The 12,521-nt window shown below is 68.6% G+C and carries 13 protein-coding genes and 2 rRNA genes; 3 read left to right on the forward strand and 12 right to left on the reverse strand.

Annotated features, from left to right (window positions below):
* Positions 1–66 precede the first annotated feature (66 nt).
* On the reverse strand, positions 67–351 hold the full coding sequence (locus tag K4B79_RS40910; protein WP_232032505.1) for a glutaredoxin family protein: 285 nt from the start codon (positions 349–351) through the stop codon (positions 67–69).
* A gap of 94 nt (positions 352–445) precedes the next feature.
* Between K4B79_RS40910 and K4B79_RS40915 the strand changes: the two genes are divergently transcribed.
* The 3 genes from K4B79_RS40915 (at position 446) to K4B79_RS40925 (ending at position 3,964) form a co-directional block, all read left to right on the forward strand.
* Positions 446–1,369 carry an HAD family hydrolase gene (locus K4B79_RS40915; protein ID WP_232032506.1) on the forward strand — a complete coding sequence of 308 codons (924 nt, stop codon included), beginning with the start codon at positions 446–448 and terminating at the stop codon, positions 1,367–1,369.
* A gap of 340 nt (positions 1,370–1,709) precedes the next feature.
* Positions 1,710–2,486, forward strand: coding sequence for an ECF subfamily RNA polymerase sigma factor, BldN family (locus tag K4B79_RS40920; RefSeq protein ID WP_067437585.1), 777 nt, complete (start codon positions 1,710–1,712; stop codon positions 2,484–2,486).
* A 233-nt stretch (positions 2,487–2,719) separates the two neighbouring features.
* On the forward strand, positions 2,720–3,964 hold the full coding sequence (locus K4B79_RS40925; RefSeq protein ID WP_232032507.1) for a DUF5667 domain-containing protein: 1,245 nt from the start codon (positions 2,720–2,722) through the stop codon (positions 3,962–3,964).
* Between the two features lie 69 nt (positions 3,965–4,033).
* Here the strand turns inward: K4B79_RS40925 and K4B79_RS40930 are convergent, their stop codons facing one another.
* The 11 genes from K4B79_RS40930 to K4B79_RS40980 all read right to left on the reverse strand — a co-directional run.
* Positions 4,034–5,086, reverse strand: a complete 1,053-nt coding sequence (locus tag K4B79_RS40930; RefSeq protein WP_232032508.1) for a lysophospholipid acyltransferase family protein — start codon at positions 5,084–5,086, stop codon at positions 4,034–4,036.
* A 14-nt stretch (positions 5,087–5,100) separates the two neighbouring features.
* The gene (locus tag K4B79_RS40935) at positions 5,101–6,162 is read right to left on the reverse strand and encodes an NAD-dependent epimerase/dehydratase family protein (RefSeq protein WP_232032509.1); all 1,062 of its coding nucleotides are present in this window, start codon (positions 6,160–6,162) and stop codon (positions 5,101–5,103) included.
* Between the two features lie 331 nt (positions 6,163–6,493).
* Positions 6,494–6,592 carry a 30S ribosomal protein bS22 gene (locus tag K4B79_RS40940; protein WP_003948845.1) on the reverse strand — a complete coding sequence of 33 codons (99 nt, stop codon included), beginning with the start codon at positions 6,590–6,592 and terminating at the stop codon, positions 6,494–6,496.
* A 154-nt stretch (positions 6,593–6,746) separates the two neighbouring features.
* Complete coding sequence (locus tag K4B79_RS40945) at positions 6,747–6,959, reverse strand: helix-turn-helix domain-containing protein (RefSeq protein WP_004984898.1); 213 nt, start codon at positions 6,957–6,959, stop codon at positions 6,747–6,749.
* Positions 6,960–7,088: 129 nt separating this feature from the next.
* Positions 7,089–7,904 carry a phosphatase gene (locus K4B79_RS40950; RefSeq protein ID WP_232032510.1) on the reverse strand — a complete coding sequence of 272 codons (816 nt, stop codon included), beginning with the start codon at positions 7,902–7,904 and terminating at the stop codon, positions 7,089–7,091.
* Between the two features lie 369 nt (positions 7,905–8,273).
* The gene (locus K4B79_RS40955) at positions 8,274–9,449 is read right to left on the reverse strand and encodes an acetoin utilization protein AcuC (RefSeq protein WP_232032511.1); all 1,176 of its coding nucleotides are present in this window, start codon (positions 9,447–9,449) and stop codon (positions 8,274–8,276) included.
* Complete coding sequence (locus K4B79_RS40960) at positions 9,400–10,641, reverse strand: MFS transporter (protein ID WP_232032512.1); 1,242 nt, start codon at positions 10,639–10,641, stop codon at positions 9,400–9,402. The genes K4B79_RS40955 and K4B79_RS40960 overlap by 50 nt, the downstream gene beginning before the upstream one ends.
* 75 nt (positions 10,642–10,716) lie before the next feature.
* Positions 10,717–11,436 (reverse strand): VC0807 family protein, encoded by a 720-nt coding sequence (locus K4B79_RS40965; protein ID WP_232032513.1) that lies wholly within the window; start codon positions 11,434–11,436, stop codon positions 10,717–10,719.
* 69 nt (positions 11,437–11,505) lie between these two features.
* Entirely contained in the window at positions 11,506–12,150 is a 645-nt protein-coding gene (locus K4B79_RS40970) for an HAD family hydrolase (protein ID WP_232032514.1), read from the reverse strand.
* A 60-nt stretch (positions 12,151–12,210) separates the two neighbouring features.
* Positions 12,211–12,327 (reverse strand): 5S ribosomal RNA (gene rrf, locus K4B79_RS40975).
* Positions 12,328–12,416: 89 nt separating this feature from the next.
* Positions 12,417–12,521, reverse strand: a 23S ribosomal RNA gene (locus K4B79_RS40980); the annotation flags it as partial.

Consider the following 12,521-nt stretch of genomic DNA (forward strand, 5'->3'; position numbering starts at 1 on the left):
TCTCGGGGGCAAAACCGCACACTCTCCTCTACGATCCCCGCCCCCGAGACCAAGTCGCCATCGATCCTAAGCCAAGGCTTTGCGCAACCGCTCCTCGTTCACGCGCCAGAACGTGTGCTGCTCCCCGTCGATCAGGACGACGGGAATCTGCTCCCAGTACTGGTCGTGCAGTTGAGGGTCCTCGGTGATGTCCTTCGGCTCCCACGGAACGCCCAGCTCACCGCAGACCCTCTCCACCACCGACTGTGCGTCGTCACACAGATGGCAGCCGGGTTTGCGGATCAGAGTGACCAGTCGGTCCTGTGGGGCCCTGGAGGCCTGGCGCCGGAAGATGGGGGTCATGTCGGCCATTCTCCCGCCTGTTTAACGGCTCGGCCGCGGAGAGTTCACATCCTCCAAACCTCTCGACTCCGGAACCACCGAACAAACTGGCTATGCTCACGCCATGGCCGCTCTCGGATGGCTCACCCCCCGTAGGCGCTCCGCCACGGCGCGCAGTGTGTTGGCAGGCGAGGCCTCGGCGGAGGCAGCCCGCAAGTCCTCGCAGGACGTTCCGGTTCCGGTCTCCGGTGAGGAACCGGAGTTCCCGGTGCAGGGCGACGCGCACGCCGCCGCCTTCTTCGACCTGGACAACACCGTCATGCAGGGCGCCGCCCTGTTCCACTTCGGGCGGGGCCTGTACAAGCGGAAGTTCTTCGAGACCCGCGACCTCGCGAAGTTCGCCTGGCAGCAGGCGTGGTTCCGGCTGGCCGGCGTCGAGGACCCCGAGCACATGCAGGAGGCCCGCGACTCCGCGCTCTCCATCGTCCAGGGCCACCGCGTCGCCGAACTCCAGTCGATCGGCGAGGAGATCTACGACGAGTACATGGCCGAGCGCATCTGGCCCGGCACCCGGGCCCTGGCCCAGGCGCATCTGGACGCCGGCCAGAAGGTGTGGTTGGTCACAGCGGCACCGGTGGAGATCGCCCAGGTCATCGCCCGCCGCCTCGGCCTGACCGGCGCCCTGGGCACGGTCGCCGAGTCGGTCGACGGCGTCTACACGGGCAAGCTGGTCGGCGAACCGCTGCACGGCCCCGCGAAGGCGGAGGCCGTCCGCGCCCTGGCGGCGGCGGAGGGCCTGGACCTGTCCCGCTGCGCCGCGTACAGCGACTCGCACAACGACATCCCGATGCTCTCCCTGGTCGGCCACCCCTACGCCATCAACCCCGACTCCAAGCTGCGCAAGCACGCCCGCCGGCTGGAGTGGCGCCTGCGCGACTACCGCACGGCCCGCAAGGCGGCGAAGGTCGGCATCCCGGCGGCGGCCGGCGTCGGCGCGGTGGCGGGCGGCACGGCCGCGGCGATCGCCCTGCACAAGCGCCGCCGGTAATACCGGCATCACTTCAGGTCACCTACGGCACGACCCGGCCAATCCCCGGGCCATACCCCGACACGCCCGTGTCCAGTCACGTTGGCTGCACACGGCCACAACACGCCCCGGACAGGGACGGAACACGCACCTTTTCGATCAACACCCGATCACGCACCGGTACTTGATCGACCGTCATTCGGTTACAGAAGCGACGTAATCGATGATTTGAGCAACTGCGTGTAGCAGTGCCTGCACTAAGCGTTATTCTCCTCAGACGCAATCCGGATCCCCTTCCGTCGCTACGACGGGTGAACGGTTCCGCACTGCACGTGATGGAAGCTCTGCCTCTGGGAGTCCCGTGTACCCACACGTCGGGGTTGACGCCTCGGGCCTGGCTACGCTGCGCGCAACGGTCCAGGACCTGTTGCGCGGCTTCGTCCCCACCGCGTACGCCGTCCCTGCCCTCGCCGTTGCCACCACCCCCGTCGGCCCGTGCTACGCGCTCGCCGACGGCAGCGCCGCCGTCGGAAGACGAGGGCGTTCGACCGGTGCCGCAACCACCGCCCGCCGCCCCGCCGCCGACAGCGACAGCGCCCGCATGATGGATCTCGTGGAGCGCGCCCAGGCCGGCGAGGCCGATGCCTTCGGCCGCCTCTACGACCAGTACAGCGACACCGTCTATCGCTACATCTATTACCGGGTGGGCGGAAAGGCCACCGCGGAGGACCTGACGAGCGAGACGTTCCTGCGCGCCCTGCGCCGGATCGGCACCTTCACCTGGCAGGGCCGTGACTTCGGCGCCTGGCTGGTGACCATCGCCCGCAACCTCGTCGCCGACCACTTCAAGTCGAGCCGCTTCCGTCTGGAAGTCACCACCGGCGAGATGCTCGACGCCAACGAGGTCGAACGTTCCCCCGAGGACTCCGTCCTGGAGTCCCTGTCGAACGCCGCCCTCCTCGAAGCCGTGCGACGGCTCAACCCGCAGCAGCAGGAGTGCGTGACCCTGCGCTTCCTCCAGGGCCTCTCCGTCGCCGAGACCGCCCGTGTCATGGGCAAGAACGAGGGCGCCATCAAGACCCTTCAGTACCGAGCCGTCCGCACGCTCGCCCGGCTCCTCCCGGACGACGCCCGCTGACAGGACACACTCGGTAATCGTCAACTAGCCGTCAGTGAAAGTCCGTTGGCTTCCCGATCCGATCATCCGCCGTCCGTAACCCAAGTGCCGCGCCACTCGTTGTGCGGGATGCAGGCTCCCTGTGGTCACTCCCTGGCCGACTTCGATCACTCGATCGTGTGCTTGTGGTCAGGGCGTGCAACCCTCAGGACCCCCTGGGGAGTCGACCGTCATGACGAGAGGAGGTGCCGCCAGTGATCGCGAATGTATCGGCGCACCGGCGGGCGAACGCCTTCGCCCAGGCTCTGGAGGAGCAGTCCGACCGGGACACGGCGGCCGAGCAGTCCGACGGACCACCACCGTCCCCGGCTGCTGCGGACCAGACCGAGCCGGGTCGGCTGATGGCCCTCGCGGAGTGTCTCGGCGAGCTGCCCAAGCCACAGCTGGACCCCGAGGTCAAGGTCGTCCAAAGGGCCCAGCTGGTGGCCGCGATGGAGGCCATGCTGCTGGAGGGCACGGCACCCGGAGGCCCGGCGGCGGATCCTTCCGTGCCCGAGCAGCGTTCCTCGCGGGCCCGGGGCACACACCGGGCGAGCCCACTGGGGAAGTTCCGACCGCGCTCCCGGCTCACCAAGGGCCTGGCCGCGGGCGGACTGAGCGTCGGTGTCGCCGCGAGCGCCTTCGGCGGAGTCGCCGCCGCCAGCTCGGACGCGCTGCCCGGCGACTCGCTCTACGGCCTCAAGCGCGGCATCGAGAACTTCAAGCTCAGCTATCTGTCCGAAGGGGACGACGAGCGCGGCGTGGCCTATCTCGACCAGGCCTCCACCCGCCTCAGCGAGGCCCGTCGGCTCATGGAGCGCGACCGCGGCGGCCACCTCGACCACGAGTCCCTCGGCGAGATCCGCCGCGCCCTGTCCGGCATGCAGCACGACGCGTCCGAGGGCCACCGCCTGCTCACCGCGGCCTACGAGGCCGACCCGGACTCCCTCGGCCCGATCCAGGCCCTCGACAACTTCTCCCGCTCGCACCGCGACGCCTGGGGCGCGCTCCGCGAGCGGCTGCCCGTCCAGCTCGGCGACGTCAGTCAGCAGGTGTCGTCGGTGTTCGACGCCATAGAGGAAGAGGTCGCCCCGCTCCAGTCCCTCCTCCCGCAACCCCCCGCCCAGAGCGGTGGCGGCGGCAAGCGGCAGGGCTCCGGACCCGCCTCCTCCGACACGTCGACCGGCTCCGGCCGTTCCTCGGCACCCAGCGTCGGCAGCGGCGGCTCGTCCGACAGCGAGGGCACCGGCAGTCACGGCCCGAGCGACTCGGCCGGCTCCGGCAGCGAGAGCGACGGCCTGCTCGGCGGCAACACCGGCGGCCTCCTCGACCCACCGAAGGACACCATCCCCTCGGCGCCGACCCCCAGCTCCCCCACCACCGAACCCGACGTCACCGTCCCCCCGCTCCTCCCGGGCCTCCTCCCCGGCCTCGGCATCGAGGGCGAGGACACGAACTAGCCTCTCCGGTACGTCGATGGGGGCGCCCCTCCTACAAGGGGCGCCCCCATCGACGTACCGGAAGAAGACCTAGAAGAACACCGACCGCCGCTGCACAAGAAGCTTGTACAGCGTGTGCTGGATCTGTTCCCTGACCTGGTCGGTGAGGTTGAACATCAGCATCGGGTCCTCGGCCGCCTCCGGCGGATAGCCGTCCGTGAGGATCGGCTCGCCGAACTGGATCGTCCACTTGGTGGGCAGCGGGATCGCGCCGAGGGGGCCGAGCCAGGGGAAGGTCGGCGTCAGCGGGAAGTACGGGAACCCCAGCACCCGGGCGAGCGTGCGGGCGTTGCCGATCATCGGGTAGATCTCCTCGGCCCCGACGATCGAGCAGGGGATGATCGGGGTGCCCTGCCGCAGCGCCGTGGAGACGAAGCCGCCGCGGCCGAACCGCTGGAGCTTGTAGCGCTCGCTGAAGGGCTTGCCGATGCCCTTGAAGCCCTCCGGCATCACCCCGACCACCTCGCCCTGCGCGAGCAACCGCTCGGCGTCCTCCGCGCAGGCCAGGGTGTGGCCGAGCTTGCGGGCCAGCTCGTTGACCACCGGCAGCATGAAGACCAGGTCCGCCGCGAGCAACCGCAGATGCCGGCCCGCGGGGTGATGGTCGTGGACGGCGACCTGCAACATCAGGCCGTCCATCGGAAGCGTCCCGGAGTGGTTGGCGACGATCAGCGCCCCGCCCTCGGACGGGATGTTCTCGACGCCCTTCACCTCGACCCGGAAGTACTTCTCGTACACCGGCCGCAGCAGGGACATCAGGACCTGGTCGGTCAACTCCTCGTCGTAGCCGAAGTCGTCGACCTCGTAGTCACCGGTGAGGCGGCGGCGCAGGAAGGCGAGACCGCCCGCGATGCGCTGCTCCAGGCCACCGCCGGCCTGGGGCTTCTCGGGCGGCTGTTCCTCATGTGTCACAGGAACATCATCCTGCGCGGACGGCCCGCTGGGCAGGGGCTGGACCTCGCGGACCAGCGAGGATTCCGTGCTCTTGCGCCGGCCTCCGGCACTCCGGCGCCGCGGCGGGCGCTGCACGGCACCCCCGCGGCTCCGGTCGTCGTCGAACGGAATGACCTTGGCGTCCGCCATCGTTGATGCGCTCCTCAGTTGGCGCTCGTCGTCGGGGGGTGGCCGCTGCCCGCCAGGGGCAGCGCGGCGATCCGGTCGACGGCCCCCGCAAGGGCCTCCGGCGGCAGGAGCCCGGGGCCCCGGCTGCGGGCGAAGTCCGCGAAGGTCTCCGCCGTCGTGTACTTCGGCCGGAACCCGAGCGTGTCACGCATCTGGCCCGTCGCCACGACCCGGCCGTGGGTGAGCAGCCGGATCTGTTCGGGCGAGAAGTCCGTCATGCCCAGCGTACGCACCAGCGAGCCCGCCCACGTGACGGCGGGCAGCAGGAGGGGCACGGTGGGCCGTCCGAGCCGCCGTGAGCACTGCGACAGCAGCAGTACCCCGTCACCGGCGATGTTGAAGGTACCGCTGTTGAGCGTGCCCCGCTCCGGATCGTGCGAGGCGATCCGCAGCACGTCGATCACGTCGTCCTCGTGCACGAACTGGAGCCGGGGGTCGTAGCCGAACACCGTCGGCAGGACGGGCAGCGAGAAGTACGAGACCAGGGGCGTCTCCGCGGTCGGCCCCAGGATGTTGGCGAACCGCAGCACACACACCGCGACGTCCGGCCTCCTGCGGGCGAACCCCCGCACATACCCCTCGACTTCGACCGTGTCCTTGGCGAAGCCGCCGCTGGGCAGGGACTTCGGCGGGGTCGTCTCGGTGAACACGGCGGGATCCCGGGGCGCCGACCCGTAGACGTTCGTACTGGACTTGACCACCAGACGCTTCACGGTCGGCGACTTCTGGCAGGCGCCCAGCAGCTGCATGGTGCCGATGACGTTGGTCTCCTTGACCAGGGTCCGGCTGCCGCTGCCCAGCGCGGTGGCGGTCACGTCCAGGTGGACGACCGTGTCGGCGGACGTCTCCGCGAGCACCCGCGCTATGCCGGGCTGCCGGATGTCGGCCTGGATGAAGTCCGCCCCGCCCAGATGGTGCTCGGGGGGCACGGCGTCCACGGCGACGACCCGCTCCACCTCCGGGTCACGCTGGATCCGTCGTACGAACCGGCCCCCCAGTTGACGGGCCACTCCGGTCACGAGCACGACCTTGCCCAAGATCAGCGCCTTCCTTCCAGCCCTCGTACTCCGCCGCGTTCCCCGTGTGCGGCCCAACTTAGCGGGTCGATGTTGCGCTGTGATGACCGCCCAATGCGTGAAGTGACGGCATCCACAGACGTACGACCAGAGCAAGCCATGTGGACGCCCTGCGTACGCCAGGCCGGGCTTCGATTGCCGGACCGCGATTGCCGAACCTCGATGCCGGACTTCGATTGCCGGACCTCGGTGCCGGGATACGCGTGTGGCCCCCCACCAGGTGTGGTGGGGGGCCACATTCACGCTGCTTACGCGGCGTCGTAGTGCCTGGCAGGCCCGTTGGGCCGGCCGCCTACTTCTTGTTACGACGCTGAACGCGCGTGCGCTTGAGCAGCTTGCGGTGCTTCTTCTTGGCCATCCGCTTGCGCCGCTTCTTGATAACAGAGCCCACGACTACCCTCGCTCACTTCTCATCACTCGGTGCTGGGCGCCATGGGCCCATACGACCTACAAGGGGCTAGCCTACCCGCCCGAGCGCTGAGGTCGTAATCGAGGTGCCGGGGGGATCCCTGACCTTGCCCTGAGGGTCCCCCCGGACCACGTCGTCAGGCGGTTTCCACCCCCACGTAGCTCTCGCGAAGGTACTCGTGAACCGCTTGCTCGGGGACGCGGAAGGACCGCCCCACCCGGATCGCGGGCAGATGACCGCTGTGCACCAGTCGGTACACGGTCATCTTCGACACTCGCATCACCGAGGCGACTTCCGCCACGGTTAGGAACTGAACCTCGTTCAGAGGCCTCTCGCCAGCTGCAGCCATGACACACCTGAACCTTCCGCACTCGACGGGCACCGGCTTCCCCTTCCGGTGACTCTTCGTCGTTGCGTGCTCACTCCCCAATGTAGGGGCGGGTGATGCAAGTGGGGAAGAGGTGCACCCATCGGCGGCCTACTGTGACAGACACGCTCGATTGAGTACGTAGCGGGTAAGTGGCCTGTAGTAATCAGACCGCACGGCGTCATCAAGTGGAACGGCGACGGACACGACACCTTCGGCCTCCCCCACGAACAGCGCGGGGTCATCCGTGTCGGCCAGCCCAATGGCCTCAAACCCCAGCTGACCAGCCCCGCAGACCCATCCGTGATCCCCGATGACGAGCCCGGGCAGCGGCCCGCCGGCCTCCGCCGCGGCGGCCAGAGCGGTACGAACCGGGAGTGGTGAATGCGTGTGTGCGCCGGTCGCACAACCGGAGCCCGGCACCCCTGGTTCCCGCACCAGCGCGACTCCTCGTACGTAGTCAAGGTTGTACGTGCGTAGACCGAACCGGGTCGTTATGTCGACACAGTGGCCATGCGCAGGGGTGAGAACGGCACATCCCGCCGCCGACAGCGCGTCCGCCAGAGCGGCGTAGAACCCGAGCAGCCGATGGGGGTGCCCGGTCCCCAGAAACACCGGAACCCGCCCCCGCGCCGCCGCCCCCACCCGTTCCGCAAACGCGTCCAAAGCCGCCAAAGTCAGCTCCGGATCGATCACATCCTGACCTTCAGTGGACCGGTGATCGCCCGAAACCCCACACCGCTCAGCCATCAACCCAACGAGCTCCCGAACCCCCCACTCCCCTTCAGGATCCAGCCCGATCAGCACCCGGGGATCCCGAGCCGCGAACAACCGATAACTCCGCAGACTCACCTCCCGCGAAGTAGCCACCACCCCCGCCAACCGCGCCGCCACAAGATGCCCCCGCAAATCCCCAGCACTCAACACCCCAGCGATGCTGACGCATCCCCCCACCCCCCACCCCCCGAACCCCCAAACACCCCACACTCGGCGTAACCCAACAGGCCCCAAACCCCACCCCAGCCCCTGTCGTCCCTTCCGGCGCCAGGGAACTACTGAACACCGGCCCGGGCATTTTCAGCCCGCCCGGCGTTTGAGGACAGCTGAACCCCGGCCCAGGCCCTCCCAGCCCGTCCGGCGTTTGAGGACGAGGCCCCTTAAGGGCCGACAGCGGGGGTCTGGGGGCGCAGCCCCAGGGACGGCGGGGTCGAAGGGGCGGCAGCCCCTGGTGATGGGACGGGTAGGGGCGGCGGGGGCGAAACCCCCAAGACCCGCACCCCCCACCCACCCGCGCCCCTAAGCCAAAAGCCCCCGCAACGGAAACACCGCCCGCCGCGCAGCCAACACCGCCTGATCCAACCGATCCGCAGGGTCGTACCCCGCCTCCCACCCCGCAAAAGACACCGGCCACCGCCCATCGGTCATCCGCCCGGGCCCCAACTGCCGAGTCCGAGCAAACACCTCCTGCCGCCACCCCTCAGGAATCACCGCCTCAGGCAAGATCTCCCGCCCCGCAGCAACCCCCACCAGATGCGTCCACGACCGCGGCACCACATCCACCACCGCGTACCCACCCCCACCGAGCGCCACCCACCGCCCCTCGGCATACGAATGAGCCAGCTCATGACACGCCACCTGCACAGCCCGCTGCGCATCCAACGACACAGCCAAATGCGCCAACGGATCCTCGAAATGCGTATCCGCCCCATGCTGCGTCACCAACACCTGCGGCCGAAACTCCGCAAGCACCTCAGGCACCACCGCATGAAACGCCCGCAACCACCCCGCATCCCCGGTCCCCGCAGGCAACGCCACATTCACGGCCGACCCCTCCGCGGCCCCCTCCGCCCCCGTCTCCTCCGGCCACCCGGTCTGCGGAAACAACGTACGAGGATGCTCGTGCAGCGAAATCGTCAGAACCCGCGGATCCTCCCAGAACGCCGCCTGCACACCATCCCCGTGATGCACATCGACATCCACATAGGCGACCCGCTCAGCACCCAACTCCAACAACCGAGCGATCGCCAACGACGCGTCGTTGTAGATGCAGAACCCCGACGCACCCCCCGGCATCGCATGATGCAACCCACCCGCGAAGTTCACCGCGTGCAGCGCCTCCCCCCGCCACACAGCCTCCGCGGCCCCCACCGACTGCCCGGCGATCAGGGCGGACGCCTCATGCATCCCCGCGAAGGCGGGATCATCCATCGTCCCCAGCCCGTACGACCCGTCGGCCGCCCCGGGATCCGCCGACGCCGCCTTCACGGCCTCGACATAGTCCTCGCGATGGACCAGCCGCAGCGTCGACTCCCCGGCCGGCTTCGCCGCCACGACCTCCACGTCCCGGTCAAGCCCGAAAGCCTGAACAAGCTTCCAGGTCAGGGCAAGCCGTACCGGATCCATCGGATGGTCCGGACCGAAGTCATAGCCCGTTACTGCCTCGTCCCACATCAGCTGTGCGCGGCCGCTCATGCCCGCCACCGTATCGGTCCGGTTGAGTTTCGAACGACCGGGCGTACACCAGCGTCACCAGCACCAACACCATCGGTACGAGCATGGCCCCGCGGTAGCTCCACAGGTCCCCCAGCGCCCCCACCAACGGCGACCCGACCAGGAAGCCCACGTAGTTGAAGACATTGAGCCGCGCGACGGCCGCATCGGACGCCCCGGGGAACAACCGCCCCGCCGCCGCGAAGGTCTGCGGCACCAGCACACACAACCCCAGCCCCAGCAGCGTGAACCCGAGCATCCCCACCCACGCCCCGGGCGCCACGGCCACCACCGCGAACCCGACCGCCGCCACCAACGCCCCACACCGTACGACGGCCACGGCCCCGAACCGCCGTACCCCGAGGTCCCCGATGGCCCGCCCCACCAGCGTGGTCACCATGTACACGTTGTACGGCACGGTCGCCAGCTGCTCCGAACTCCCCAGCACGTCCTTGAGATACTTCGCGCTCCAGTTGGAGACGGTCGAGTCCCCGATGTACGCGAAGCACATCACCAGGCACAGCGGCAGCAGCAACTTGAAGGCGGGGCCCTGACCGCCGCCGCCCGCCTTCTCGTCCGCCGCCCCCGCACCGGCCCCGCTCCCGTCCTCCTGGTCGCGGGTATCGACATACCACCGGCTCCCCACCAGCGCGGCCGGCAGCAGCACCAGCACCACCGGCAGATACGACACCCACAGCGCGAGATGCCAGTGCGCCCCCACCCAGGCGAGCGAGGCCCCCACGATCCCGCCCAGGCTGAACACGGCATGGAAACTCAGCATGATGCTGCGCCCGTACGCCCGCTGAAGGCTCACCCCGAGCATGTTCATCGAGGCGTCCAGCGCACCCACGGCCAGCCCGAACGCGGCCAGCGAGACCCCCAGCTCGACCATGGAGTCCCCGGCCCCCACCCCGAGCAGCGCCAGGAGCACGACGGGCTGGGCCCAGCGCAGCACCCGGCTCGGCGGTATCCGCTTCACCAACTGCTCGGTCGACACACTCCCGACACCGGCCAGGACGGGTACCGCGGCGAGGAAGGCGGGCAGCAGCGCGTCAGAGACGCCGTACCGGTCCTGAATGGCCGGGATCCGCGTCACCAGCAGAGCAAAGGCCACGCCCTGCGCGAAGAAGCTGAACGCCAGCGAGGCCCTACCGCGCCGCAGCACATCAGTCATGGCGGCGAGCGTAGGGCCCCGGCGTACTCGTGGGTAGATCTAGCCAAAGATGAGTTTCCTTCAGCTTTACGATGCTCACTCGGCGACAGCGGCCAAGGAAGCCCCAGGGGCGACCGCGGCCGAACACTCCCCGCTCTCGCGACTCCCACCGCTCCCGGCACCCTTCTCACACACCTCCGCCGCGAGCATGGCCTTCATGGGCATGACGGCCAGGGCCCCACTGACGACGAACCCGCCGGCCATCGCAACGATCATGATGACCGTGCCCAGCCACACCATCGTGTCCACCGGCAACGTGTACGCCCCCACGATCCGCACCACACACTCCCCGAGCAGCACCACACCCCACACCACGGAGAACACCCGCTCGGCCCGCCGGAAGTCCTCGGACCCGCTCTCCAGCCGCTCCCACGCGGCCTCGCGCGCCGCCTCCCCCTTCACCAGCTGCGGCTTCATGAAGGCCGTCATCATCGGCCTGCCCAGCACCACGGAGACCAGAATCCCGATCCCGATCGCACTGCTGATCCCGCTGTCCTTGACGAGCATCAGCCGTGCGTCCCCGGAGACAAAGCTCAGCAGCAGCCCGACCACATTCACGAACAGGATGAGCGCGGCCAGCCCGTTGACCGCCCGGTCCCTGGCCACACTCCACCCGGTCCGCAGGGCAGGCACCACACTGCTCCACCCCAGCGCGGCCAACGTGCTCATCCCGAGCCCGTCCTTGAACAGGTAGTACGACCCCACCGGCACCGCCACGTCCAGAACGAGCGGCACAAACGCCTTCTTCTTCGACATGCCCCCAGCTTCGGGGCAGCCCTCGGCCCGCCAGTAGAAACGATCGTCCGTACCTCGGCGTGACAAATGTCAGACCAGCAGGTCAGCCAGCTCCCCCATGTCCGAGAAGAATCGGGTGGCCCCGACAAGCCTCTCGGCCGGCGTCATCGCGGTGAACCCGAGCACGTCCATCCCGGCGGCCACAGCCGCCTGCACCCCCAGCGGACTGTCCTCGACCACCACACACCGCGCCAGCGCGATCCCCATCCGCTCCGCCGCGTACAGGAACAGATCCGGCGCCGGCTTCCCCCGCCCCACATCCTCCGAACTGAAGATCCGCGAGTCCTCGAACCACCGGTCCAGCCCGGTCGTCCGATGCCCCACCCGAATCCGCTCATGACTCCCGGACGACGCCACACAGTACGGAACCCCGTCGGCGGCCAGCTTCTCCAGTACCGCCACGGCCCCGGGCACCGGCTCCAACTCCCGCTCGAAAGCCGCGAACACCCGCCCATGAAAGACATCGTCGAAGTCCGCCGGCAGCCGCCGCCCGGTCCGCTCCTCCACCAGATCATGTACGCGGTGCATGGCGGAGCCCATGTAGTCGCGCAGCGAGTCCTCGTACGAGGTCGGATGCCCCAGCTCGGTGAGATAGCCGGCGAGCAGCCTGTTGGAGATGGGCTCGCTGTCGACGAGCACACCGTCGTTGTCGAAGATGACCAGGTCATAGCGCATAACCGCGAGCTTAAACGCAGAAAGGCCCACGCCATATGGCGTGGGCCTTTCTCACAATTTGTTCGGCGGCGTCCTACTCTCCCACAGGGTCCCCCCTGCAGTACCATCGGCGCTGTAAGGCTTAGCTTCCGGGTTCGGAATGTAACCGGGCGTTTCCCTCACGCTATAACCACCGAAACACTATGAAACTGTCAGCCGCACCACGCCCTAACAGGAACGTGGGGCTGTTCGTGGTTTCAGAACCAACACAGTGGACGCGAGCAACTGAGGACAAGCCCTCGGCCTATTAGTACCGGTCACCTCCAGCGGTTACCCGCCTTCCAGATCCGGCCTATCAACCCAGTCGTCTACTGGGAGCCTTAACCCCTCAA

Source organism: Streptomyces lincolnensis, from assembly GCF_021173675.1.
Taxonomy (GTDB): Bacteria; Actinomycetota; Actinomycetes; order Streptomycetales; family Streptomycetaceae; genus Streptomyces; species Streptomyces lincolnensis_B.